This window comes from Rhodococcus sp. 14-1411-2a, assembly GCF_002259485.1.
GTDB lineage: Bacteria > Actinomycetota > Actinomycetes > Mycobacteriales > Mycobacteriaceae > Rhodococcoides.
This window is the reverse complement of sequence record NZ_NPGA01000011.1, coordinates 197055-220827: the sequence shown is the minus strand read 5'-3', so window position 1 is coordinate 220827 and position 23773 is coordinate 197055. Positions and strand designations below refer to the sequence as shown.

General features: G+C 64.2%; 24 protein-coding genes. 11 read left to right on the top strand and 13 right to left on the bottom strand.

Annotated elements, in window-relative coordinates; translation table 11 throughout:
- Window positions 1-82: 82 nt before the first annotated feature.
- Window positions 83-1534, top strand: coding sequence for a glycosyltransferase family 87 protein (locus tag CH291_RS09455; protein WP_094687318.1), 1452 nt, complete (start codon window positions 83-85; stop codon window positions 1532-1534).
- On the opposite strand, the gene CH291_RS09450 is transcribed toward CH291_RS09455, so the two are convergent.
- The 9 genes from CH291_RS09450 to CH291_RS09410 all read right to left on the bottom strand — a co-directional run bounded on the left by CH291_RS09450 (window position 1509) and on the right by CH291_RS09410 (window position 11319).
- Window positions 1509-2741 (bottom strand): TerD family protein, encoded by a 1233-nt coding sequence (locus CH291_RS09450; RefSeq protein ID WP_231893746.1) that lies wholly within the window; start codon window positions 2739-2741, stop codon window positions 1509-1511. The genes CH291_RS09455 and CH291_RS09450 overlap by 26 nt on opposite strands.
- 90 nt (window positions 2742-2831) lie before the next feature.
- Window positions 2832-3059 (bottom strand): helix-turn-helix domain-containing protein, encoded by a 228-nt coding sequence (locus CH291_RS09445; protein ID WP_068047485.1) that lies wholly within the window; start codon window positions 3057-3059, stop codon window positions 2832-2834.
- On the bottom strand, window positions 3059-3658 hold the full coding sequence (locus CH291_RS09440; protein WP_256980784.1) for a DUF2975 domain-containing protein: 600 nt from the start codon (window positions 3656-3658) through the stop codon (window positions 3059-3061). Before CH291_RS09440 ends, CH291_RS09445 begins: the two co-directional genes overlap by 1 nt.
- A gap of 84 nt (window positions 3659-3742) precedes the next feature.
- Window positions 3743-4474 carry an ESX secretion-associated protein EspG gene (locus tag CH291_RS09435; RefSeq protein WP_143545905.1) on the bottom strand — a complete coding sequence of 244 codons (732 nt, stop codon included), beginning with the start codon at window positions 4472-4474 and terminating at the stop codon, window positions 3743-3745.
- Window positions 4475-4491: 17 nt separating this feature from the next.
- Window positions 4492-5892 carry a PPE domain-containing protein gene (locus tag CH291_RS09430; RefSeq protein ID WP_094687292.1) on the bottom strand — a complete coding sequence of 467 codons (1401 nt, stop codon included), beginning with the start codon at window positions 5890-5892 and terminating at the stop codon, window positions 4492-4494.
- Window positions 5893-5931: 39 nt separating this feature from the next.
- Entirely contained in the window at window positions 5932-6735 is an 804-nt protein-coding gene (locus CH291_RS09425) for an HAD family hydrolase (protein ID WP_094687291.1), read from the bottom strand.
- On the bottom strand, window positions 6732-9065 hold the full coding sequence (locus CH291_RS09420; protein ID WP_094687290.1) for a phosphoribosyltransferase: 2334 nt from the start codon (window positions 9063-9065) through the stop codon (window positions 6732-6734). The genes CH291_RS09425 and CH291_RS09420 overlap by 4 nt, the downstream gene beginning before the upstream one ends.
- On the bottom strand, window positions 9062-10210 hold the full coding sequence (locus tag CH291_RS09415) for an HpcH/HpaI aldolase/citrate lyase family protein (RefSeq protein WP_094638539.1): 1149 nt from the start codon (window positions 10208-10210) through the stop codon (window positions 9062-9064). Before CH291_RS09415 ends, CH291_RS09420 begins: the two co-directional genes overlap by 4 nt.
- Before the next feature lie 23 nt (window positions 10211-10233).
- Window positions 10234-11319: a hypothetical protein gene (locus tag CH291_RS09410; protein ID WP_094687316.1), complete on the bottom strand. Its 1086-nt coding sequence runs from the start codon at window positions 11317-11319 to the stop codon at window positions 10234-10236.
- Window positions 11320-11539: 220 nt separating this feature from the next.
- Here CH291_RS09410 and CH291_RS09405 point away from each other — a divergent pair, with 220 nt between their 5' ends.
- Together CH291_RS09405 and CH291_RS09400 are read left to right on the top strand one after the other, a co-directional pair.
- Complete coding sequence (locus CH291_RS09405) at window positions 11540-12115, top strand: TerD family protein (RefSeq protein WP_032396932.1); 576 nt, start codon at window positions 11540-11542, stop codon at window positions 12113-12115.
- A gap of 93 nt (window positions 12116-12208) precedes the next feature.
- Window positions 12209-13306: a DUF475 domain-containing protein gene (locus CH291_RS09400; protein ID WP_068048447.1), complete on the top strand. Its 1098-nt coding sequence runs from the start codon at window positions 12209-12211 to the stop codon at window positions 13304-13306.
- 24 nt (window positions 13307-13330) lie between these two features.
- Here the strand turns inward: CH291_RS09400 and CH291_RS09395 are convergent, their stop codons facing one another.
- From CH291_RS09395 to CH291_RS09385, 3 genes are all read right to left on the bottom strand, one after another.
- Window positions 13331-13696: a helix-turn-helix transcriptional regulator gene (locus CH291_RS09395; RefSeq protein ID WP_068048450.1), complete on the bottom strand. Its 366-nt coding sequence runs from the start codon at window positions 13694-13696 to the stop codon at window positions 13331-13333.
- Window positions 13697-14035: 339 nt separating this feature from the next.
- Window positions 14036-14734, bottom strand: coding sequence for a response regulator transcription factor (locus CH291_RS09390; RefSeq protein WP_068048783.1), 699 nt, complete (start codon window positions 14732-14734; stop codon window positions 14036-14038).
- 21 nt (window positions 14735-14755) lie between these two features.
- Window positions 14756-16159 carry a hypothetical protein gene (locus tag CH291_RS09385; protein ID WP_082898661.1) on the bottom strand — a complete coding sequence of 468 codons (1404 nt, stop codon included), beginning with the start codon at window positions 16157-16159 and terminating at the stop codon, window positions 14756-14758.
- Window positions 16160-16321: 162 nt separating this feature from the next.
- Here CH291_RS09385 and rpsF point away from each other — a divergent pair, with 162 nt between their 5' ends.
- The 6 genes from rpsF to dnaB all read left to right on the top strand — a co-directional run bounded on the left by rpsF (window position 16322) and on the right by dnaB (window position 22403).
- Window positions 16322-16609 carry a 30S ribosomal protein S6 gene (gene rpsF / locus CH291_RS09380; RefSeq protein ID WP_008711385.1) on the top strand — a complete coding sequence of 96 codons (288 nt, stop codon included), beginning with the start codon at window positions 16322-16324 and terminating at the stop codon, window positions 16607-16609.
- A gap of 57 nt (window positions 16610-16666) precedes the next feature.
- Window positions 16667-17218, top strand: coding sequence for a single-stranded DNA-binding protein (locus CH291_RS09375; RefSeq protein ID WP_037195207.1), 552 nt, complete (start codon window positions 16667-16669; stop codon window positions 17216-17218).
- Window positions 17219-17260: 42 nt separating this feature from the next.
- Window positions 17261-17503: a 30S ribosomal protein S18 gene (rpsR, locus tag CH291_RS09370; protein WP_032396926.1), complete on the top strand. Its 243-nt coding sequence runs from the start codon at window positions 17261-17263 to the stop codon at window positions 17501-17503.
- 14 nt (window positions 17504-17517) lie between these two features.
- Window positions 17518-17973, top strand: coding sequence for a 50S ribosomal protein L9 (gene rplI / locus CH291_RS09365; RefSeq protein ID WP_032378698.1), 456 nt, complete (start codon window positions 17518-17520; stop codon window positions 17971-17973).
- Window positions 17974-18207: 234 nt separating this feature from the next.
- Window positions 18208-20487, top strand: coding sequence for a SulP family inorganic anion transporter (locus CH291_RS09360; protein WP_068048787.1), 2280 nt, complete (start codon window positions 18208-18210; stop codon window positions 20485-20487).
- Window positions 20488-21008: 521 nt separating this feature from the next.
- On the top strand, window positions 21009-22403 hold the full coding sequence (gene dnaB / locus CH291_RS09355; RefSeq protein WP_032396923.1) for a replicative DNA helicase: 1395 nt from the start codon (window positions 21009-21011) through the stop codon (window positions 22401-22403).
- Here the strand turns inward: dnaB and CH291_RS09350 are convergent.
- Window positions 22400-22936 carry a hypothetical protein gene (locus CH291_RS09350; protein WP_094687289.1) on the bottom strand — a complete coding sequence of 179 codons (537 nt, stop codon included), beginning with the start codon at window positions 22934-22936 and terminating at the stop codon, window positions 22400-22402. The genes dnaB and CH291_RS09350 overlap by 4 nt on opposite strands.
- A 163-nt stretch (window positions 22937-23099) precedes the next feature.
- On the opposite strand from CH291_RS09350, the gene CH291_RS09345 reads away from it, so the two are divergent.
- Both CH291_RS09345 and CH291_RS09340 read left to right on the top strand, forming a co-directional pair.
- Window positions 23100-23330 (top strand): hypothetical protein, encoded by a 231-nt coding sequence (locus tag CH291_RS09345; RefSeq protein WP_094668983.1) that lies wholly within the window; start codon window positions 23100-23102, stop codon window positions 23328-23330.
- Between the two features lie 162 nt (window positions 23331-23492).
- Complete coding sequence (locus tag CH291_RS09340; RefSeq protein WP_094638354.1) at window positions 23493-23750, top strand: DUF3297 family protein; 258 nt, start codon at window positions 23493-23495, stop codon at window positions 23748-23750.
- The last annotated feature ends 23 nt before the right edge of the window (window positions 23751-23773 follow it).

Sequence of the window (23773 nt, the reverse complement as noted above, 5' to 3'; positions counted from 1 at the left end):
CAAGGGTCGAGCCGTGGCGAGCCCCGGTCGCCTCGATTCGGCGAGCGCTGCGGACCGCGATCTACCCAGTCGTACCGATCCGATGACCGAGGAATTGTCCTCGGTCATCGGCGGTCCGGTCGGCAAGCACGCGGTCATCGGACGGCAGCGCTGGTTCACTGCGCTCCGGGTGATTCTGCTGCTCGCGGTGGTCTTTCTCTGCTTCGGTTGGTTCGCCAAGGCCGCGTGTATCCAGCAGGCACCGGTGGGACCGGGCGGTGAGCTCGGACTCGATTGGAGTGGCAGTCGTCAGTACGTGGCGATGTGTTACTCCGATACCGTGCCGCTGTACGGGGCGGAGCGACTCGATCAAGGTGCGTTCCCGTACAAGAAGTCCTGGGAAGAGACCAAGGCCGACGGGTCGAGTCAGATTCGGTACATGGAGTACCCGGTGCTCGCCGGGCTCTACCAGTACGGGTCGATGGTCGTCGGAAAGGCATGGAACTCACTGAGTTTCCTGCCGCAGGCGTTGCCGGTCGTCGTCTACTTCAACGTGGTTGCCCTGGGATTGGCCGTCGCCTGGTTGGTCACCGTATGGGCCACCGCAATAGCCGCCGGACGCCGCATCTGGGACGCTGCCCTCGTGGCGGTCTCGCCCCTGGTGATCGTGCACGGATTCACCAATTTCGACGCTCTCGCAACGGCTTTCGCGCTCACTGGGTTGCTGGCATGGGCCAAGAAGAAGCCGGTACTGGCCGGAGTTCTGATCGGTCTCGGCGGTGCCACCAAGCTCTATCCCCTGTTGTTCCTCGGGCCCCTGCTGGTGCTGTGCTGGCGCACCGGAAAGATGCGCGAGTGGGGCATCACCGCCGGTGCGGCGATAGGTGCCTGGTTGGCGGTCAATCTTCCACTGGCGCTGCTGTATCCGTCGGGATGGTACGAGTTCTTCCGGCTCAATTCCGAGCGCGGCGCGGACCCGGATTCGCTGTACAACGTGGTCACCTCGTTCACCGGTTGGACCGGTTTCGACGGTCCGCTGTACCCGGGCGACAAACCGTTGGTTCTCAATGCCGTGACGCTCGTGTTGTTCGCCATCGTGTGTGCGCTGATCGCGTACATCGGCACGACGGCTCCGACGCGGCCGCGGCTCGCGCAGCTGGTGTTCCTGGTGGTCGCCGGGTTCCTGCTCACCAACAAGGTGTGGAGTCCGCAGTACTCGCTGTGGCTGGTTCCGCTGGCCGTACTGGCGCTGCCGCATCGTCGAATCCTGTTGGCGTGGATGACGATCGACGCCTTCGTCTGGTTCCCGCGGATGTACTACTACCTGGGTGTGGAGAACAAGGGTCTACCCGAACAGTGGTTCACCGCGACCGTCGTGGTGCGCGATGTCGCCGTGATCGGATTGTGCGCGTTGATCGTTCGGCAGATCTACCGGCCGGCCGAGGATCTCATTCGAAACGGCAGCGCCGTCGACCCGCTCGGTGGCGTGCTCGACGGCGCTGCAGATCGGACGACTACTGCCCGCAAGGTCACATATAGCGGCCGAGCTGTTTGACGGCTTCACCGGCATGCTTGGCCTGGATACCGTCGCCGATGGCCTGGAGCTTCCATTCGCTGCCCTGGCGGTACACCTTCGCCATCACCAGACCGGTGAACGGCATGCCGCCCTGCAGGGTGAAGCGGGCCAGTTCGGTGTTGGTGGTGTTGTCGACGAGACGGCAGAATGCGTTCGCGACCTGCTCGAACGTCTGACCGCGGTACGACGTGACCGTGAAGATGATGCCGGTCACGTGCTTGGGTACCCGCGTCAGGTCGACCACGATCACCTCGTCGTCGCCCTCGCCTTCGCCGGTGAGGTTGTCACCCTGGTGCACGATCGAGCCGTCCTTGGCATTGAGCTGCCCGTAGTAGACGACATCGTTGACGTTGCGGTCGGCGAGCATGATCGCCGACGCGTCCAGGTCGATGTTCGCAGCTCGGCCGCCGCCGCCGAAGAATCCGCCCTTCTTCGGAGTGGTCACCGGGTCCCAGCCGAGACCCATCCGGATGACCGTCAGCGCCACGCCGCCGTCCTTGCGGAGGGTGACCTTCTGGCCCTTCGTGAGGCTGACGGGCTTGGACTTGGTGAGGCTGACTTCCGGAGCCTCGGTGGGGACCGGGGCGGCGGGCGGTGCCGGCGGGGCAGCGGGCGGCGGTGGAGTGACGGGAGCGGGAGGAGGTGTCGGTGCGGCAGGTGTCGGAGCAGGGGCGTCGTCCACGGACACACCGTGATCGGTCACCAGGGCGGCGAACCCGCCCGCGTAGCCCTGCCCGACGGCTCGCACCTTCCAACTTCCCTGACGGCGGTAGATCTCCAGCGCGATCACGATGGACTCCGAGCTGAGGCCATCGATTGTGTACTCGTACAACACATTTCCGGCTGTATCGCTCACCCGCGCCACGGGGGCGGTGGATCGCCCGAAGTTGCTCGACGCGTCGTCGAGGGTGATGACCGCGCGGATCTGCTCGATGTCGGCGGGCACTGCAGCGAGCGACACGGCGAGCCGGGCCGGTCCGCCCTGGCCGGGCTCGAGGCGAACACCGGGGCCGGTGGGCTGGTTGAAGAACACGAAGTCGGCGTCGGTGCGTACTTTTCCGGCGTCGGTGACCAGTAGCGCGGACAGGTCCGCAGGTACGGCCAGCGAGATGGAGACGACGACGTCACCGACGGTGAGGGGGCCGTTCTGACCCTTGGACAACGGTTGACCGGCCGGAGCAGACAATGTGATGGACTCTCTCTCGTAGTGCTGGTTACCGTCATCCAATGTACTTGTTCGATTTGTCCGACTGGTGTGGCTGCGATCGGGCGGACGTCAGATCTCGCGGAGGGTGAACAGGTCGCCGGGTGTGCAGCCGAGGACGCGACAGACTGCGGTGAGCGTCGAGAATCGGATGGCCTTGGCGCGGTCGTTCTTGAGCACCGACAGATTGACGACGCTGACCCCGGCGAGACGCGAGAGTTCCGCGAGAGTCATACCGCGGGCGTCGAGAATCTCGCCCAGATGACAGACGACGAGATGGTCGACGAACTCCTCCGCCATCAGACCAGACCATCGGCATCGCGAGCGAGCTTGGAGCCTTGCCGGAGAACTGCGTAGACGAATTGCAGGACCAGAGCGACGATCAAGGCCAGCCAGACCGAGCCGAAGCTTCGTGCAGTATCGGTGACCTCGGTTGTTTCGAGTGCGGCCTGGATGGCGTTGGTACTCATCACCCGAAGCCCTCCGGTGATGACCGGGTACAGGACCAGGCAGGCAGCAACCACGACCAGGTCGATGCTGGCACCGACGCTGAACGGGGTCTCCTTGATGACATTGTCGAAGAATCGGTACGCGAAGAAGATTCCCACCAGGATGAGGATTCCGCCGGCCACGATCTCGCCGTACCTCATGAAGTCGATCATCCCGATGAGCCGCTGGACGTCGCTTTTGGCGACACTGAGCTCGATGACGTTGCCTGGCTGCAACTGTCCGCCGAACAGGTCGAGCGTCGGCGACTCCTCCAGAGGCGTGACGGTTGCGCTGACGTGGTCCGAAGAGCGGTATTCCGACATCTTCCGACCGGTCCAGATCACAGCTGCCGCCGCATAGACGGCCATCGTCCATTTGTTCGCCCGTGCCGAGCCCACTCCGTATGCCATCCCGCCGCCTCCATATCGATAGTCGATAACAACGAATATCGATAACCTATCGAAAATCGATACGGTGTCAAGAGCGGGCCGTCCTCACCGCCTCAGCGCCACTGCCACGTGCCGCCCGATCTCCGACGCCAGGCCGGCAGTATCGGCGGGCGCGATGTCGATCGTTTCCGCGGAGTGGACGATGTACCGGCCGTCGTGTTCGAAGTCCATCCAGAAGAACGAAACGGCATCGGTGTCGCGGCGGTTGTCGTAGGTCGGGCCGCGCGCGACGATGATCTCGCCGACTGCAGACCGCGGGCGGTCGAAGAACGACCGGAACCGCTCGTCCGCCGTCGCACCCCGGGTTGCGGTGGACAGATGCGAACCACCCGAAGTCGTTGCAGCAGTGACGCGTTCGAGTCGCTCGGCCGGTCGACGGCCTGCAGCGATGTTCGGTACGGATCCGAGAACGACGGCGGGGGCATAGGCAGGGCCGGTCAGTTCGACGGTGACGGCACCGCCGGAGGAGGCGTCGGGCCCGGGCTCTCGAGTGAGCACCGCGGCAGTGTCGTGGCGAATCGCTGAGTGGCTGCGCACGATGCCGTGACGAGAATCGGTTGTCTCGCCGCGACATTCGATGCGAACGATCGGGTCGACGACGGTCCGAACGGCTGCGCCGAGCTTCTCGTCCATCATCGCGTCGATCCTCGCCGACGCCTCGCTCCGCAACTGTCGGAGTTCGTCGACGGTCTCGACGTCGATGGTGACCGCCAGGGGGTACGGCAGTCGGTCGCGCCCGAATCGACTGCACAGCATCATGAAGTCGATGCCGGGCATGGTCCATTTCGTCACCGTCAGCCGCCGAGTACCGGAGGTGCGACCAGGGGTAGATCGCCGATCAGCTCGCTGCCGTTGCTCACATCGACGAGGTAGCCGGGAACGGCGTGCTCTCCGTCGTTGTCGCCGGCTCCCCGTGCGCCTGCTGCGCCCATGGCACCCATTCCCGGCATGCCGTGCGCTCCCGCGCGGCCGGCCGACGCCGTAGCTGCGCTGCCCGCACCGCTGCCTCCCGCCCCGCTGCCGCCCGCACCGATCCCGCCCGTGCCGCCGCCGATCGGAGAGCCGAGAATCGAGCCGCCGTAACCCGATCCGGTACCGGAACTGCCTCCGGATCCGGACCCGTATCCCGCACCGCCGCCGTAGCTGGAACCATTGGATCCTGCGAAGCCGCTGCCGCCCGGTCCTGTTCCGCCGAACCCCCCGCCGGGACCTGCGCCGACCCCGGAACCCGCACCACTGCCGGAAGCACCCGGCCCGGTAGCCGCTGCGGCACGAGTTTCACCGGAGTGGTCGGCCGGAAGCAGGGAACCCGAACCGCTCGACCCTGGCTGCTCCGACGCAGCACTACCGCTCCGACCCGCTTCGGCAGCCCCAGTGCCGCCGGCCTGCGCCTGCGCTGCCCTGTCAGCCCCACCCACGGCACCGGAGCCGCCGGGCGAAGTCGACCCGATACCCCCATCTCCGCCCCCGGCAGAACCAAACTGTCCCCAGCTGCCGTCGGAACCGCCACCGTCAACGACCGGGTTGTGCGCTGCCGGTAGCACCGGGACCTCGGAATCGGACTGCAATACCCCTGGTACGTAGACCGAGCGCATGATTCGCCGTGCTTCCTCCTGCTGCTCCTCTCGGGCCGACACCACCTCCTTCGCGGCGAAGGGAATGGGCAGCAGGGAATCGATCAAGCTGCTTTCGGCTCCCGCAACCACCGGCGGCATCCTCGACTTCGTCTGCGTGAAACCGGAGTGCGCCTCGAGCAACTTGTTGCTGATCAGACTCATGGAGGTGGACAGCGCGTTCGCAGACGAGACGTAGTCGCCCACACCGCCGCGGACGGCGTCGGCTGTAGGTCCCGACCAGCCCGACGTCATGGCCGCCTCGATGCCGGACCGGAAGCCGTCGGATCCGCTGTTCGCGGCAGCGGACAAGTCGTTCCAGTTCTTGGACGATTCCCCGATGGTTTCGGTACCCAGCGATTTCACCATGGTCACGATCTGCTCGTGCGGCATCACCTCGAACGCCTCCGTGATGACCACTTCGGCCGGCTCGAACTCGCCGCGGTAGTCGAGGGCCACGTTCGCCTTCTCGAATGCCGCATTCAGAACGGAGCCGAGAAATTCGGGGCCGATCGGCGTCACGAACGCACTGGTGACGATGTTGTCGATCGTCGCTGCGAGTTCCTCGTACGGATCCGTCATGCCCACCCCTTGCCCTACGTCTGCCTCCCCGACGAACAGTTAGACGCGGCGAACGGCGGTTCGGTTCCGCAGCCATTCGAGAATTTCCTCGCTGGCCCGGACACCGGAGGAGTCGGTGACGGTCAACCCGGGCCGAGTGAATCCGAGCAGCTCCAGTTCGCCGTGCCGCGGACGGATCGCGGCGTCGGCCGCGATGAGCATCTCGGCGTCGAGTGCACCGTCACCTGCGGCGAGGACTCGGGCATCGGCGTCGAGGGTGCCGTCCTGTATCAGCCTGCTCCGAACCTCGGCCACCGCAGAGCTCTTGCACACCGCGTTGGGCATCGTGTAGATCTTGCGCCCCTGTTGCGAGACGTTCCAGTCCCGAGCGGCGCACCACTGCGACCACTCCGCGACGAAGCCCTCGGGCACGGCCGCCGTGTTCACCACCAGGTAGCAGAACAGGCCGTCGGCCTCGCGGTACTTGAGGACCCAGTCCTCGGAGACCCTCGATCTCAACTCGGCACCGATGCCGGCCAGGTTCAACTCGAACCCGTTGCGCCAGTGCATGTCCGGCTCGCCGTCGACAAGAATGTTGCCGCCGTTGCTGGTGATGGCGTACCGCCACGGGGCACCCGGGAGTGCGATCCGCTGAAACTGCTCGATGGTACGTGTCGTGGTCGGCACGACCACAACATTCTCGCTCAACTCGCGCAGCAGAGAGATCGAACGAGAAGACATGTACGACAACGGCTTTCCCTTGTACAGCTCCACGCACTCGAACGAATCGTCCAGGGGCACAACGAGTGCGCCCTCGGAGAAGATCATCGTACGGTCGAGATCCACCGCGACGAGAGCGCTCACGACGCGTCCACGCTCGACACGTTCTTGATCAGCCCCATGCACGAATATGCGAGGTCGGGAACCACATCCACCGGCACCCCTCTGGCCGCAGCGAGCATCCTGATGTGTTCGTGCTCGGGTGCATCGGCCTCGCGCACCAGTACTCGCCACGGGACACGACGCAGCAGCACCCGAGTGGTTTCGCCGACGCCGGGTTTGACGAAATTGACGTGCGAGATGCCGTACTCCTCGCGGACCTTCTCCACCGATGCCCAGCCGGACCACGTGGGTGTTCGGTCGGAGCCGAGAACCGCTGCTACCGAGGCATCGACCTCGTCTCGGACGTCCTCGAAACGGGCTGCGACGGTGTCGAGCAGGTGACGCGAGACGTCGTCGGGGGCGAGATCGGCGTAGTACTTCGCGCCGTGGAAGTCCCCGGGACGAATCAGACTGTCGTTGAGCACGGTTCGTGAAACCAGGCCCGACACAGTCGAGTTCAGGCAGGCAGACGCGATGAGGAAGTCGTCGCGGGTGCCGTAGGTGCGAGCGCAGTTGCCCGGATCGGCGAGCACGGCGAGGTCGTCGTCGAACTCGGCTCCGGGGAATTCGCGCAGCGCCGCGGTGAGTTCGCGGGCGATCGCGCCCTTGCCCGTCCAGCCGTCGACGAACACCACCGAGCGCGAATCGTGATGCTCGGCCAGGTAGCGCAGGGCGACGGCGTCGATGCCTCGATCGCGCACGATCGAGACGGCATAGTGCGGAATCTCGAGGCCATGGGCTGAGAATGCCCAGCGGCGCATCAGAATTCCGACGGGTGTGCCCGCGCGGGCCAGAGACGCCAGTGCGATGTCGTGTCCGCGCTCGGCCAGCACGACCTCGGTGACGGTGCCGACCGCGACCGCCAGCCGTGACGCGCTCTCCTGCAGCACTTTCTCGAACAGTTCGCGGTAGGCGAGATCCGGTTGATACTCGACCGGAAGCGATTCGGCGTAGTGGGCTTCGCCTGCCTGAATGCGCTTCTCCCGCTCCTCGATTCCTGCTTCGAGTGAGACCGACGAGAGGTCCTTGAGCAGCCAGGTGACTTCGTCGGCTGCGTACGAACCGAAATCCGGCCCCCGCAGCGGACGTGCCCGCCGCGAGACTTCGAGAGCCACCGGGTCCGCGCCCGTGACGACGACCAGCAGCACGTCGGTACCCGAGGCGGCCAGGGTCTCGGCGGCTGCTGCCAGAGCGTCGGTGTCGGCGGGGGCGTCGGCGACGAGCACCAGTGTCGCGTCGTCCGGTCCGGACGCGTTGTAGAGGTAGCGCAGTCCCGATTCGTCCTCGGGCGCAGTGAACTCGAAGCCGCGGCGCAGGGGGTAGCCGGGCACGTCGAGAACGTATGCCGGTGACCGAGTGGTGGTCTGGAACAGTGCGGTGTGCCCGCGCTCCTGCAATGCCGCCGCCAGTCGGAGCGGCAGGTACATGAGCTCCTCGTGGCCGATGACGACCACCGGTGCCGATCCGGGGAGCGACGCGTCGACGGTGGCTGCGAGAGCATCGATCGCCGAGTCGAAACCGGCGGCGTCGGATCGGAGGAACCCGTGCCGGCCGCCGTCGGGCAGGGTTGCCGGCCACTGTGCATCGACGCGGCGAACCGAACCAGGCTGTGCAGCAACCGGATCGAACTCCGGATCGGGGAGGGCCAGCACCGTCTCCACCAGGCCTGGCTCGAGCTCCACCGATCCCTGCGCCAGGCTCACGTTGTCGATCCGAACGCCGAGTTCTGTTGCCACCGCCGCAGCAGCAGCGAGATGCTCGGTGGTGCGCATGTCCACCAGGGATGCGATGACGTAGTGCGCGCGGCCGGCGGATGCGTGAATCTGCCGAAGGGCATCGAGCGCGGTCGCTCCGGTCGAGATCTCGTCGTCGACGAGGATCAACGGTAGGTCGCCGGCGAGAAGGTCGGCCGAGGTGGGCATCAGCAGGTGGTCGGTGGCGTGTGAGTGACCCTCCTCGAACTCGCCGTGCACGGTCATGCCGGGAACGTGGCGACGCGTCGAGTGCAGGTAGCAGTGCGCGCCCAGAGCCGTCGCGACGGTATGGCCCAATCCGGTTGCCGTTTCGGCGAATCCGAGGACGTCGACGTCGGAGCCGCCCACCGCGGTCTGCACCAGGGCGGCCAGTTCGTTGCCGGCGGCGATGACGACGTCCGGATCGACGGGTATGTGTTTGCCGAGCACCGTCGAGACCAACAGGTGGGCGCGGCGAGGGTTGCGACGCAGACCGGGCAGCACCAACTGTGTTGCCGTCCAGGACGACGACGAACCGGTGTCGGTGAGCACGATGCCGTCGGCCGGATTCGCGTTCATCGCTGTGCCAGTGCGGTCAGTAGATCCACGAACGTGATCCCCTCGTTGGTGACACCGAACGCCCTGGCGCGCACCACTGTCTGTTTCGCCCAATTGCGGTGCGGGCCGAGCTCGTTCATCTTGTTGCGGTAGCCGGATGCCTGGACGCCGCCCTGGTCGGAGGAGAGAATGTCGAGTGCGTCGTGGTATTCCTCGTGCGTCACCGCGGACAGCGCGTGCACGGCAGGCACGTGCGAGGGGTGGATGACGGTCTTGCCCTGAATGCCGTTCGCGCGGTCGAGTGCGACCTCGCGCAGGAGGGCGTCGAGGTCGCTGCTCACCAGTTGCTGGCGAAAGCGCACGGCCTCCTGATCGACGAACGGCGTCTGGCGCAGCAGCGGGCGGAACATGCGTTCGTGGTCTGCGAAGTACTCCCACACCGGTCCGGTGATGACGAAACCCGATCCGTCGTAACGACCCAGGTGATTGACGATAGCGCTGATGACGTCGGAGACGACGCGGACGTCGTAGATCGTCAGGTCGCGGTCGCGGCGGATGCCGAAGGTGCCGCACATGTCGGTGGCCCCGATTCGCACCGCCAGCACGGTGTCGCGGTACTCACCGAGGAGTTCACGGATGGCAACCAGTTCCGCGTCGCGTGTCTCTCGGTGCACCACTTCCGTGGATTCGAGGACGGGCATGGCGAACAGACGGGTGCCGTGTGTCGTGGACGCGGCGACGATCTCGTCGAGGAACTCGGCTCCGCGTGCTGCCGTGAACTTCGGTACGACGAATCCGGCGAGCCCGGCGGCACCGTGGTTCAGGCCGGCGCAGATGCTGCGGATGTGCGCGGCGGTGCGAGCTCGAACGAACACCAGTGATCCCGAACCCGAGAGTTCGTTCAGAGTTCGTACGGTGTTGGCCAGCGCTTCTTCCAGATTATGGTCCGCCACAGCGTCTTCGAGATCGATGACGATGGACCGAACCCCCTCGTCGGTGCGTTTGTTCACCGTCGCGGTCAGGTCGGGACGCGTAGCCGGGATGTACAGCGTCGCTCCGAGAGCCGTTGCCACGAGGTCGTTTCCGTCGCTCGTCTCGATGTCCTCCGGCTGCAGGAAGAACACTCGTTCACGGGTGTCTGCGTCGAGATGGCGAAAGTGTTGCACCACTGTCCTTCGTGTGAATGTGATCAGTGCGAGGTACGCATGCGGTCGATCACGCCTGCGATGAAGTCCGAAATGGTATCCAGATCCTGCAGATATGACCAGTAGTCGGGGTGGGTACCCGACAGGGCTGTGCTCGCCCTGTCGATCCGGGCGAGCTGAGCATCCAACACCGAGCCCCATTCGGCAACCAGACCACGGTTGACCGCGAGTTGTTGGGCGTCACGAAGTTTGAACCGCACTTTGTTCTCGGTCTGTTTCGGATCGGCTTTGACCGCGCGCAGCAGACGAACTCGGTCGGTGACCGCGTCGACCAGTTGTTCGGCATCGCTCAGGTGTTGGCGTGCCTGGGTCACCAGATCCAATGAGTGTTCGGGATTGCCCGCGTCGAGTGCAGAACGCGCTGCGCTCAGATCCTCGTCGGCCTGCTCGATGTGGCGCACACTGGACCGTTCGTTGCGAGAGAGGTCCGCCGAGCTCTTGGCGTTGAACTCCCGCAGCAAGCTCGAGAAGGCCGGGGCAATGCCCTCGGATCTCGTTCGCACGGCTTCGATTCGGGTGCGCACCGAGGTCAGTGCCGTTCGGGCCTCCTGAAGGCGGCCCGGGGCCGAGTTCACTGCAGCACGCAGTGCGGCCGCCCGCTCGCGGACCAGGGCGGCGTGCTCTCGGGCGCGCAGGGGGTCGCGCTGATCGGCCTGCAATTGCGTTGTTGCCGAATCGAGTTCGCGCCACGCCTGCCGGAGTGAGGGGTAGCCGGCAAACTGTTCGTCGACGGTCGATCGGGCGGCGTCGGCCTCGGCCAGTGCGTCCTGGACCAAGCGCGGGGTCGCGGCGAACTGAGCGGAGGACTGCTCGAGGGTGTCTCGGTGGGCTTCGTAGAACCGATCCACAGCCGAGCTGGCGTCGTGCAGAAGCGCGGTCGCTCGGTCGAAGGCCGATCTGGCGGCAGGAGTGGTGATTCCGTCGAACTGATCGACGGCGGCGAGGTAGGCAGCTCCGGCATCGAAACATTGCTTCTCGGTGTCTGCCCACCGGCTCGCGAGTCGATCCTGAGGACGCAGTGCGGTGGAGGCCTCGACGCCCGCCGAGGCGATCGACTGACGTTTGTCCATGTCGAGGAACGCGGCGACAGCGTTGTCCTGGGAACGACGCGCGGCGGCGTCGGATTCGGCACCCCGGCGGAACACCCCAGGCCAGCGACTTGTCACCTGCTCGATAGTACTGACGGGAACCCTGGCGATGTCGTACTCGTTGGCGGAGTACGTCCAAGAACCGGACATTCCCACTACGGTTGAACCCGTAACGGGAAACCAATTGCGAAAGGACCTCTCAATGGGCGTCAGCCTCAGCAAGGGTGGCAATGTCTCGCTCACCAAGGCAGCTCCGAACCTGACCGCGGTCGTGGTCGGTCTCGGATGGGACATCCGCACGACGACCGGCACCGACTTCGATCTCGACGCCAGCGCCATCGCTCTGAACTCGACGAAGAAGGCCTTGAGCGACGGGCACTTCGTGTTCTTCAACAACCTGAAGTCTCCGGACGGCTCCATCGAGCACACCGGCGACAACACCACGGGTGAGGGCGACGGAGACGACGAGCAGATCAAGGTCGATCTCGCCGCGGTACCGCCGGAGATCGAGACCATCGTCTTCCCCGTGTCGATCTACGATGCGGACGCACGCTCGCAGTCGTTCGGTCAGGTGCGCAACGCGTTCATCCGCGTCATCAACCAGGCCGACAACTCCGAGCTCGCTCGCTACGACCTCAGCGAGGATGCCTCCACCGAGACCGCCATGGTCTTCGGTGAGCTGTACCGCAACGGCGCGGAGTGGAAGTTCCGCGCAGTCGGTCAGGGCTACGCATCCGGACTCGCAGGAATCGCCCGCGATTTCGGGGTAAACGTGTAGTAAAGGCCCTCTCAAGATTGGGAGTACCCCCGCCTCGTCATTCATGATGGGCGGGGGTTTTTCCGTCTCAAGTCTCGAGAAAGGCCACTGACTGTGGTTGTGAAGATCTTCGGATGGTCGATCGCGGTCACCATCGTGTCCGTGATCGTGGCTTTCCTGTACGGCGGGATCGAGGCGATGATCCTGGTCCTCATCCTCGGCGTGCTCGAGGTGTCGTTGTCCTTCGACAACGCCGTCATCAATGCCACTGTGCTGCGACGCATGAGCGAGTTCTGGCAGAAGATCTTCCTCACCATCGGCATCATCATCGCGGTGTTCGGCATGCGGTTGCTGTTCCCGCTGGTCATCGTTTGGGCCGCGTCCGGTCTGGGCCCGGTGGCGGCACTCGATCTGGCACTGAACCCGCCCGCCGACGGTGCCGCGACCTTCCCGGACGGGTCGCCGAGTTACGAAACTCTGCTCACCGACGCGCATCCGCAGATCGCCGCGTTCGGTGGCATGTTCCTGCTGATGTTGTTCCTCGGCTTCATTTTCGAGGACCGCGAGATCACCTGGTTGAGCTGGCTCGAGAAGCCCCTCGCCCGGATCGGCCGCCTCGATCAGCTCTCCGTGGTCGTCGCAGGCCTGCTGTTGGTACTGAGCGCCGAGTTCCTGGCCGAGGACGACAAGATCTCCACCGTCATGGTCTCGGGTGTGCTGGGCATGATCACCTACATCTCGGTCAACGGACTCGGCGAGCTCTTCCACGTCGAGGAAGAGGGCGAAGAGTCCTCGGGCGGACCGAGCGAACTGGCGAAGGCGACGGGTAAGGCCGGATTCTTCCTGTTCCTCTACCTCGAGGTGCTCGACGCGTCCTTCTCGTTCGACGGTGTCATCGGTGCCTTCGCCATCACCGCCGACCCCATCATCATCGCGCTCGGCCTCGGCTTCATCGGCGCGATGTTCGTCCGCTCGATCACGGTGTTCCTGGTCCGCAAGGGAACGTTGTCCGACTACGTGTACCTCGAGCACGGTGCGCACTGGGCGATCGGCGCGTTGTCCATCATCCTGCTGGTCTCGATCGGTGTGCACATCAACGAGCTGATCACCGGTTTCGTGGGAATTCTGTTCATCGGAGCCGCCCTGCTGAGCAGCATCCGACGCAACAAGCGTCTGGAGAACGAAGGCGTGGAGACCGCAGTCAGCGTCTGACCGGCGGGTTCACAGCTCCGAGACTCACAGCTCCGAGATGTCGACCAGCCCGTCCTGCAGGGCCCGTGCGACGAGGGCGGCTTTGGTCGGTGCCGGGCGCCCCACCGAGGTGTACTTGGCCCGGATTCGGGTGAGGTGTGTGTTGACCGTGCCGAGCGAGAGAAACAGTGTCTTCGCCACTTCGGTCTTCGAGTCGTGTCGAATCCAGCAGAGCAGCACCTCGATCTCGCGGCCGGTCAGATCCGGTCGCGGCGGGAACGGGCTCGGGGCGGCCGGGACGGGGTGTATCTGCATCGCAGGCGGAACCAAGCTGATGGGCCCACGTGAACGAGGCGTCGTCGGGACTCCCGCGTCGTCCGCGGAGGGCAAGGGTTCGAGCAGTGCAGACATCAATTCTCCCGGACGCCGTAGTGGGTTGAGACCAACTAAACCAATGGGAATGATTCTCACAGGTAATTCGCAGGTTTTCTGCCCTGACTATTGGGGGCATTGAACCGTCAACCGTCCGGTAAGCGTGTCACGAAGCTACGACAGACTGCCGGCCTTCAGCATCGAGTTCGATCCGCACGTCGGCGCTCGAGTCGCTGACCAGGATGGATACGATCCTCGCGCGGCCGGGCGGCAGTATCCGGGCGGTCACCACTCCGCTCGTCGAACCCCTGAGTGCGTCGGAAACCGCGGTGCTCACCCGCGTCGACACTGTGGGATGAACCACAGCAAGTCCGCGGGTCAATCCTGCGGAGGTAGTTCGGGCATCGGCAGCCAGCCGTCCTCGACCGCTCGCTTGTACAGATCGGTTTTCGTCGGTGCCGGCCGCCCGGCCTCGGCGTATTTGTTGCGGATCCGCACCAGGTAGTCGTTGACGGTCTGCTCGGACAATCCGGCGAGGCGGGCGACGCGTCCGGCCTTCTCGCCCGACGCGTAGAGGGCGAGTACCTCGCGCTGACGCGGACTGAGTCCGACGTCGGGAAGCTGCGGATCACCGTCGATCGCCGCAGCCCAATCCGTCGTGACGACCTGCCCGCCGCTCGCTGCGCGTCGGATCGCGGAGACGATCGCCGCCGCCGGGGCGGACTTTCGGACCACGCCGAGCACACCTGCACGGGCTGCCGAACGAACGAGAAAGGCGTTCTCGGCTCCGGTGTAGACGAGGACGCGCGCGCCGGCGGCGTGCAACTGCTCCACGTTCGAGCGGGGTGACGAACCGTCACCCAGACGAAGATCGAGCACCACCAGATCGAGTGTCGGCTGTTGGGCGAGCAGCTCCGCGACCGTGGCGGCGGTGGACACCAGTTCCAGGTCGGGTTCGTCTGCGAGCATGGCCTTGAGTCCGAGCGCTACCGATTCGTGGTCCTCGACGAGGCCGACGCGTCGTACATCGGTGGTTCGTTTCTCGGTGTTCTCCTGCGATTGCGACACCTGTGTCATGTCCCCGCCCCGCCCTACGTGCTACTGCCCCGGTGATGTTGTCAGCGATATCGTTGCTGGTCGGGGCGATGATACAGACGCCTGGTCGGTTTCGCCCGGGAACGGAACCCGCATCCGAGCTCGGAGGAACAGTACGAAGAACACCACCAGCAGCAGCGCTCGTCCCCACACTCCGACGAGAACGAAGAACTCCTCGTCGGTGGCATCGGCCCCCGAGGCCAACGCGGCGAAGTACTTGAAGACGCCGATTCCCATCGACAGATCGACGACCAGATACGCGGCGACGAGCCCCCACGGGACCCGAAGCAGCACCAGAAAGGGCAGCAGCCACAGCGTGTACTGGGGCGAGTGCACTTTGTGCAGCAGCATGAAACCGCACAGCATCGATCCGCTGACCGCGACCCACGGGTACGTCCCGACGACCTTCGCGCGACGCCATCCGAGCCACAGCGCGAGAGCGAACGCGGCGAACACCAGCAGCGGCGACGCCACGTCGACCACGTTCTGGAAGGAGGCCTCGGCCTCGGCGTAGGCATCGGGATTCATCTGGTCGTTGATGTAGAAGTGGCGCAATCCCCAGTACCAGATGGAGTTGGTCGTCAGGTCTGCCTGCCGCAGCGACTGGAATGTGAAGGACGCCCGCCATCCTTCGTAACCGAGCACCGCGAACGGCAGATTCACTGCGACGACCGTGCCGATGGCAGCGCCGGCCACCATCAGGCCGCCGCGGATGTCCCAGCGAGCTCGGACGGTGTCGGCGGACTCACGTCCATCGATGCCGCCGGTGACGACGTACGCGATCAGGGGCAACACGAATGCTCCCGGGTAGAGCTTGAGGCAGAAGCCGACGGCCAGCAGCACCGAGGCGAGTATCGCCTTGCGTCGCAGCGGCATCGGCAGCGTCATGACGAAGATCGCGCCGACGGCGGTGGCCACGACGGGAAGCTCCCAGTTGTGGAAGGCGTACATCACCAGAGGCGGGCCGATCGACCAGAGCAAGGCGGGCCAGCCTGCCATCCGGCCGAGCATCCAGGCGGTGAGCAGACCGAACGGCGCGAGAATCAACGCCGAGGTCAACAGGAACTGTGCATCGGTGTGGGCCGGAATGGCTCCGAGCCACATCAGCAAGCCACTGAGGACCGGGTACTCCACCGTTCCGCCCGTGAGGATTCCGTCGCTGGTGATGGCCCCGTGGATATACGGAAAGATGTGATTGTCGATGTCTCGGCCGAGCCACAGGAATTGGATGTCGGAGTAGCAGACCGAGGAATCCTTGATGGCGTCGAACATCGTGCTGCGACCGGAGGCGTCGAACGGCGCGACCGCGCATCGGGCCTTGTTCAGATAACCCAGAATCAATCCCACCGCAGCCATGGCGACGACCACGACGACCGTCATCGGATTGGCGCGGACCCCGGATCGCATGGTGCAAGACTATGACGCCCGAACGCCGGACCGTGCGCCCGACGTGAATTAGCAGGTCAGGGCCCGCCTCGTGTATCTTCGAGGGGTTGCTGACGCAACGACCCTCCTGCCACGGACAGTCCGTGGCCGTTTTCACTAGTCCACAGGAGGTGATGAGGTCTTATGCGTCATTACGAATTGATGGTCATTCTCGACCCCAATCTGGACGAGCGCACTGTCGCTCCGTCGCTCGATACGTTCCTCAACGTCGTTCGCAAGGATGGCGGCACCGTCGACAAGGTCGATGTATGGGGCAAGCGTCGTCTGGCCTACGAAATCCTCAAGCATGCCGAGGGCATCTACGCCGTTGTGAACCTCAACGCCGAGCCTGCCACGGTCAGCGAGCTGGATCGTCAGCTCGGACTCAACGAGTCCGTTCTGCGCACGAAGGTCCTGCGACAGGGCAAGTAATTGTCGTTGCCCGCCTCTAGGCTGGCATCTACAACGCTTACTACTGAAAGAGGAACCATGGCAGGCGAGACCGTCATCACCGTCATCGGAAACTTGACGGCTGATCCAGAACTTCGATTCACCCCCGCCGGTGCGGCGGTTGCCAACTTCACGGTTGCATCCACCCCGCGCACATTCGATCGTCAGACGAACGAGTGGAAAGACGGCGACGCGCTCTTCATGCGCTGCAACATCTGGCGCGAGGCAGCGGAGAACGTTGCCGAGAGCTTGACCCGAGGCTCGCGAGTGATCGTGAGCGGACGGCTGCGGCAGCGCTCGTACGAGACGCGTGAAGGTGAGAAGCGGACAGTCGTCGAGCTCGAAGTCGACGAGATCGGACCTTCACTTCGCTACGCCACCGCAAAGGTCAACAAGGCCAATCGCGGTGGAGGTGGCGGCGGAGGCGGCTTCAACTCCGGCTCCGGCTCCGGTTCCTCCGGCGGATCGGGCGGCGGCCGCTCGAACTCCTCGTCCAACTCCGGTTCCGGCGGAGACGATCCCTGGGGCAGTGCCCCGGCGGCGTCGGGCTCCTTCGGCGGACGTGGCGGAGACGAAGAGCCACCGTTCTAGATCCTTCGATCGAGAACAACCAGATGTAACGGAGAAAGACCCATGCCCAAACCGCCATTGCGCGACAAGGTGCTCAAGAAGAAAGCGTGTTCCTTCTGCAAGGAAAAGAACACGTCGATCGATTACAAGGACACGACGTTGCTGCGTAAGTACGTCAGCGATCGCGGAAAGATCCGCGCTCGCCGTGTCACCGGCAACTGCGTCCAGCATCAGCGTGACGTGGCCGTTGCCGTGAAGAACTCGCGTGAGGTAGCACTGCTGCCTTACGCCGCGACGGCTCGATAGAAAGGGCGATTGGTATGAAACTGATCCTCACCGCTGATGTGGACAACCTCGGTGCGCCTGGCGACACCGTAGAGGTCAAGGACGGCTACGGCCGTAACTTCCTGCTGCCCCGCGGATTGGCCATCCAGGCCACCCGTGGCGCTCAGAAGCAGGTCGACGGCATCCGCCGCGCTCAGGAAGCTCGTGCCGTCCGCGGCCTCGAGCACGCCAACGAGCTCAAGCAGGCCATCGAAGGCCTCGAGGCCGTCACGCTGTCCGTGAAGACCGCGGGCGACTCGGGCAAGCTGTTCGGCTCGGTCACCGCGTCGGACGTCGCTTCTGCTCTGAAGGCTGCCGGTGGCCCGGTCGTCGACAAGCGCAGCATCGATCTGCCGAAGGCTCACGTCAAGAGCACGGGCAAGCACGACATCGTCGTGAACCTGCACCCCGACGTGACCGCGAAGTTCAAGCTGGAGGTCGTCGGAAGCTGATTTCAGCTTTCGGCCCGTTTCGGTCGAACAAAGCCCCACGAACCCTGGGTTCGTGGGGCTTTTTCGTGTCTTCTCACAAAGATCAACTGTCGCAATGGGTTCCGATTTGTGAAGCATCTCTCTTCAAAGGTTCGTGAGCAAAGCTTTGCGTAGTCTTTAGGCGGGGCGACATCGAACATCATCACCAACTGGATCCACCCGACCTGACGCCTAGACGCCCGGAGGAACGCTGCCGTGACCACGACCGTGGAACCCGATTCCGACCCCAGTCCCGAGACCCGACCCGAGCCGCAGTCTCGCGTCGGGTCGATCCTGAAGTACGACGTACCGGCCTCGTTGGTCGTCTTCCTTGTGGCAGTACCGCTTTCGATCGGTATCGCCGTCGCCTCCGGTGCCCCGATCATGGCCGGCCTCATTGCCGCCGTGGTCGGCGGAATTCTCGCCGGCATACTCGGCGGATCACCGTTGCAGGTCAGTGGGCCCGCCGCGGGACTGACCGTGGTGGTTGCCGAGCTCGTCAATCAATTCGGTTGGGGCGTAACGTGTGCCATCACGGTGCTGGCCGGTGCGGTGCAGATACTGCTGGGAATGAGCCGGATTGCCCGCAGTGCGCTGGCCATCTCTCCCGTGGTGGTGCACGCCATGCTGGCCGGAATCGGTATAACCATTGCGCTGCAACAGATTCACGTACTTCTCGGCGGTGAATCCGAAAGCTCCGCAGTTCAGAACGTCCTCGCCATTCCCACATCGGTCGCCAACGGCCAATGGCCGTCGATCATCGTCGGCGGAATCGTGGTCGTGCTCATGTTCGGCTGGCCGCGATTGGCTGGAGTGTCGGGCGTGATGGCAAAGATCACGAAGGTGCCGGCTGCGCTGGTCGCGGTGGTCACCGCTACCGCGGTCTCGATCTTCTTCTCCCTGGATGTCGAGCGAATCGAGTTGCCCGGCAACCTGATCGAATCGCTGAGCTTTCCGATCATGCCCGACGGGCAGTGGAGCGCTTTCGCGACCGGCGTCATCACCATCGCGTTGATCGCCAGCGTCGAGAGTCTGCTCTCCGCGGTGGCAGTCGACAAGATGCACAGCGGTGAGCGCACCAACTTCGACCGGGAACTGATGGCTCAGGGCGCGGGCAACATGGCCTCCGGTGCCATCGGCGGTCTGCCGATCACCGGCGTGATCGTGCGCAGTGCCACCAACGTCAAGGTCGGTGCCAAGTCCCGTGCGTCGGCGATTCTGCACGGCGTGTGGATTCTGATCTTCTCGGTGCTGTTCATCTCGATCGTCGAATTGGTTCCGTTCGCCGCACTCGCCGGATTGCTGGTGATGATCGGTGTGCAGCTGATCAAGTTGGCAGACATAAAGATCGCCAACAAGACCGGAGACATCGCGGTCTATACAGTGACGGTTGTAGGCGTGGTGGCACTCAACCTGCTCGAGGGTGTGCTGATCGGTTTGGCACTGTCGATCGTTCTCGTGCTGCGCCGTGTGGTGTGGGCAAAGGTTCGCGCAGAGGAGACGGTCGACGGCACCTGGCGCGTCACGACCGAGGGGTCGTTGAGCTTCCTTGCGCTCCCTCGATTGACACACGTACTGTCCACCGTCCCCGCAGGCACCGTCGTCACCGTGCATCTGGGAGTGGATTTCCTCGATCATGCGGTGCACGACGCTCTGAACGAGTGGATCCGTCAGCACGAACTCGGCGGCGGCACGGTGAGAGTCGAGGAAGTGGGCACGGCGTCGATGGCAGCTGCTGCCGAGGGGCCGCCCAAGCGCGGATCTGCGACGGTACGCAGCTCGTTGGCACCGTGGCGGGCATGGCAGCTGAAAAGCGATGTGACACAGAATGAGTCACCCGTAGCGCTGCGGGCGGTCCTCAGTGGCGTAGCCGAGTATCACCGCACCCACGCCCCCAATATTCGACCGCACCTCGAGGGTTTGACCGAATCTCAGGATCCCGACACCCTGTTTCTGTGCTGCGTGGATTCGCGCGTGATGCCGAACACGATCACCAGTAGCGGACCGGGCGATCTGTTCACGGTCCGAAACATGGGCAATCTCGTTCCTGCCCAGGGGCAGGACTGCTCGGTGGAGGCAGCGCTGGCCTTCGGTGTCGATCAACTGGGTACCTCGTCGGTGGTGGTGTGCGGACACTCGGGCTGCGGTGCCATGAAGGCGGTGCTGAGTGGACCGGAGAACGCCGCGGACGAGTCGGTGGCGGAATGGCTGGGTCATGCCATGACGAGCCTGGATGCGTACCGCAGCGGGCACGTGGTGGGCCGTCAGGCGGCAGAGCTCGGCTTCGGGGAGGCGGACCAACTCGCGATGGTGAACGTGGCGGTGCAGTTGCAGACGCTCACCCGTCACCGGGTCGTCGGCCGAGCCAATGCCGAGGGGCGGTTGCGCATCACCGGACTGTTCTTCGACATTCCCACGGCACGAGTGCTTCAGATCGGTACCAAGGAGGTCACCGTGCTGGACCCGGCGATGTGCCCGCAGGAGCTCGGTAGCTGAGCTTTCGTCAACAGTGTCGAGGGGCCCGATTCCCAGCGTGGAATCGGGCCCCTCGCGCGCAAACGGGACACTGGTCTGTTTCTGTGAGTCATCCCAGCCACTGTGACCTGGTTCACCCCCGGGTTTACCTGGTATTTACTCAACACGCCCGAGCTGTCAATTCGGCCGACACGCCGATCCAGAATCGATGCACAGGAAGAAAACTTTATGTACATGCCCTGACCTGCCGAAAAGACCGAAACTTGGAAAGTTATACCCAGGTTATCCCCAGACGGTCAACACGGTTGTTCAAGACCATCCACATTTCGTGCACAGGTTCATCCACAGGCCGTGTTGTGACTCCTGCCGATAGCGCTTAACGTCCGTGCAGCGTCTCTCTCGATGCCGTGCAGCGGCGACGGGACAGTGCGAATCCGGTGCCGAAAAAGCTTGTCGGTGCCCGGGGGTAGAACTTGCTACACAGCACCGCCGGGTGACACCCGACGATGCCGACGACAATGGGGAGAGGACGGCCGGTTCGCGTGGCAGTTGTGGACGATCGAGGACAGTCCGACTACTCCGGCCCCTCGTCCAGCGAGGGGCCCGGCGAGGATTTCGGTCGCCAGCCCCCACAGGACATGGCCGCGGAACAGTCCGTTCTGGGCGGCATGCTGCTGAGCAAGGACGCCATCGCAGACGTGCTAGAGGTGCTTCGTCCCGGCGATTTCTACCGGCCGGCCCACCAGAACGTGTACGACGCGATCCTCGACCTCTACAGCCGCGGTGAGCCTGCCGACCCGGTGACCGTATCGGCCGAGCTGGATCGTCGCGGGGAACTCAAGCGCATCGGCGGCCCGCCGTACTTGATCACCCTCACCCAGACCACGCCGACGGCAGCCAATGCCGGGTACTACGCCGAGATCGTCGCGGAGAAGTCGATTCTGCGCAGGCTCGTACAGGCCGGTACCCGCATCGTGCAGTTCGGTTACGCCGGAGCAGACGGGCAGGACGTCGCCGAGGTCGTCGACCGCGCGCAGGCCGAGGTGTACGAGGTCACCGAGCGCCGCACCTCCGAGGACTTCCTCCCCCTCGAGGAACTCCTGCAGCCCACGATGGACGAAATCGACTCCATCGCCAGCCGCGGCGGCATATCCCTTGGCGTACCAACAGGATTCGCCGAACTCGACGAAATCACCAACGGCTTGCACCCGGGTCAGATGATCATCGTGGCGGCGAGGCCTGGCGTGGGTAAGTCGACCCTAAGTATGGATTTTATGCGTTCGTGCTCCATCAAGCACGGCATGCCCAGTGTCATCTTCTCTCTGGAGATGAGTCGCACCGAGATCGTCATGCGACTGTTGTCCGCCGAGGCGAAGATCAAGCTCGGCGACATGCGTTCGGGAAAGATGACCGACGACGACTGGACCAAGCTGGCCCGCCGAATGAGCGAGATCAGCGAAGCGCCGTTGTTCGTCGACGATTCTCCGAACCTGACGATGATGGAAATCCGCGCCAAGGCCCGTCGCCTCAAACAGCGCAACGGCCTGAAACTCATTGTGGTGGACTACCTTCAGCTGATGTCGTCCGGTAAGAAGGTCGAATCTCGTCAGCAGGAGGTCTCGGACTTCTCGCGTCAGCTCAAGCTGTTGGCGAAGGAACTCGAATGCCCGGTGGTCGCGGTCTGCCAGCTCAACCGTGGTCCTGAGCAGCGAACCGACAAGAAGCCGATGGTCTCGGACCTCCGTGAGTCCGGCTCACTCGAGCAGGACGCCGACATGGTGATTCTGCTGCACCGCCCCGACGCGATCGAGCGCGACGACCCCCGCGGCGGTGAGGCCGACTTGATTCTCGGCAAGCACCGTAACGGTCCGACCGCGACAATCACCGTGGCACACCAGCTTCACCTGTCCAGATTCGTGGACATGGCGCGGGGCTAGTTGGATCGGTCGGCCGACCGCAGATCTTTGGTCAGTGCGGTCCACACGTCGATCGGGCCGGGGTGAGGACGGCGCAGCCAAGCGGCGGCCGCGTCGTCTATGTAGAGGAAGAAGAGTGTGAACGTGTCCGACCCGTCGGGATTCCTTGTCCCGCCGCTACCGGCCAGCAGTTCGTTTTCTGCCGGCATGTCATGTTCGACTGTGTCGAGTACGTCCGCGCGAGTCCAGTTCGTGCGGAGTGGTACAGGAATTCTCAGTGTGGGCGCGCCGGGAAACGGAGTCGCCTCGACAATCCTGAAGTCGCGCAGATGAATTCCGTCCGCCCGGAAGGTTCCGCGAATGGCTACCAGGTTGCCGGCCGCGGAGGCATCGAGATCGGAGCCGTTCAACGGTAGCCGCGCCACACTCGAGGATTCCGCTGCCCGATCGGGAGTATCGGGTTCGATGAACAGCGAACCATCGGAGTCCGCCACCAGTGTGCCTCGCCCGATAACGAGGTCGCCGACGGCGACGACGAGGTGCTCCAGATCCATGAACCCGAGTCTGTGCTCGATCGGCGTCGACCGTCAACGGTCTGCAACCCCACAGTCCGGTGCAACACCGGCAGCTATCAGCCTTCGCTCTTGTGCGAACAGGGGTTGAACAAACCTATCGTTCGGTTTATGGTGACGCCACCGATCCGATGAGAGGCCGAACATGAAATCGAACCGCGTACGCACCCTGGTCGTATCCAGCTTCGTCGCTTTGGCGATGTTGAGCGCAGCCCCGTCTGCATCGGCTGCTCCCAGCGACCCGACGCCACCGACGTTCGGATCGTCGGGTCTGACCATCGAGCAGGTCGACGACATCATTCGAATCTTCCTGCCGGGCCACTGCACGGTCATGGGAAGTGTCGGTTGCAGCACCCCCGCCGCACTTCTCGGCTGACCTGAGCTCCAATGTCTGAGAACAACTCTCGCTCTGTGCACCTGCGCGGACAGCATCTCTGAGGTCGAGAACCAACACCAACGGCGCTGGTCCAACGCTGGGTCGCGTATTCTCGCTGTGAATCAACCGAGCACCTGACGCCGCATTCGACGAAAGTGATCCATGCCCGAGGACCAGAACACAGACGTTCCACCGAATCACCTCTCGATCGATCCGCGGAGCCCCTTCTACAACGAAGAAGTTCTTCAGCGGGACGTCGGTATTCGCTTCAATGGCGTCGAAAAGACCAGTGTCCGCGAATACAACGTGTCCGAGGGTTGGGTGCGAGTCGAAGTCCCTACCGCGAAGGATCGCTTCGGAAATCCCATGCTCGTCAAGCTCAAGGGCACGGTCGAACCGTACTTCCGCGGCGCGAAGTAGCGGATTAGGTACCGAGCACATCG

What these genes read in the sequence shown, in the direction of transcription:
- CH291_RS09440 (WP_256980784.1), bottom strand. Translation starts at nt 3,658, where the DNA reads ATGGCATACGGAGTGGGCTCGGCACGGGCGAACAAATGGACGATGGCC.
- CH291_RS09385 (WP_082898661.1), bottom strand. Translation starts at nt 16,159, where the DNA reads ATGCGATCCGGGGTCCGCGCCAATCCGATGACGGTCGTCGTGGTCGTC.
- CH291_RS09435 (WP_143545905.1), bottom strand. Translation starts at nt 4,474, where the DNA reads ATGCCCGGCATCGACTTCATGATGCTGTGCAGTCGATTCGGGCGCGAC.
- CH291_RS09445 (WP_068047485.1), bottom strand. Translation starts at nt 3,059, where the DNA reads ATGGCGGAGGAGTTCGTCGACCATCTCGTCGTCTGTCATCTGGGCGAG.
- rplI (WP_032378698.1), top strand. Translation starts at nt 17,518, where the DNA reads ATGAAACTGATCCTCACCGCTGATGTGGACAACCTCGGTGCGCCTGGC.
- CH291_RS09405 (WP_032396932.1), top strand. Translation starts at nt 11,540, where the DNA reads ATGGGCGTCAGCCTCAGCAAGGGTGGCAATGTCTCGCTCACCAAGGCA.
- CH291_RS09395 (WP_068048450.1), bottom strand. Translation starts at nt 13,696, where the DNA reads ATGTCTGCACTGCTCGAACCCTTGCCCTCCGCGGACGACGCGGGAGTC.
- CH291_RS09345 (WP_094668983.1), top strand. Translation starts at nt 23,100, where the DNA reads ATGAAATCGAACCGCGTACGCACCCTGGTCGTATCCAGCTTCGTCGCT.
- CH291_RS09430 (WP_094687292.1), bottom strand. Translation starts at nt 5,892, where the DNA reads ATGACGGATCCGTACGAGGAACTCGCAGCGACGATCGACAACATCGTC.
- CH291_RS09420 (WP_094687290.1), bottom strand. Translation starts at nt 9,065, where the DNA reads ATGAACGCGAATCCGGCCGACGGCATCGTGCTCACCGACACCGGTTCG.
- CH291_RS09390 (WP_068048783.1), bottom strand. Translation starts at nt 14,734, where the DNA reads ATGACACAGGTGTCGCAATCGCAGGAGAACACCGAGAAACGAACCACC.
- CH291_RS09340 (WP_094638354.1), top strand. Translation starts at nt 23,493, where the DNA reads ATGCCCGAGGACCAGAACACAGACGTTCCACCGAATCACCTCTCGATC.
- CH291_RS09375 (WP_037195207.1), top strand. Translation starts at nt 16,667, where the DNA reads ATGGCAGGCGAGACCGTCATCACCGTCATCGGAAACTTGACGGCTGAT.
- CH291_RS09455 (WP_094687318.1), top strand. Translation starts at nt 83, where the DNA reads ATGACCGAGGAATTGTCCTCGGTCATCGGCGGTCCGGTCGGCAAGCAC.
- rpsF (WP_008711385.1), top strand. Translation starts at nt 16,322, where the DNA reads ATGCGTCATTACGAATTGATGGTCATTCTCGACCCCAATCTGGACGAG.
- CH291_RS09410 (WP_094687316.1), bottom strand. Translation starts at nt 11,319, where the DNA reads ATGGACAAACGTCAGTCGATCGCCTCGGCGGGCGTCGAGGCCTCCACC.
- rpsR (WP_032396926.1), top strand. Translation starts at nt 17,261, where the DNA reads ATGCCCAAACCGCCATTGCGCGACAAGGTGCTCAAGAAGAAAGCGTGT.
- CH291_RS09350 (WP_094687289.1), bottom strand. Translation starts at nt 22,936, where the DNA reads ATGGATCTGGAGCACCTCGTCGTCGCCGTCGGCGACCTCGTTATCGGG.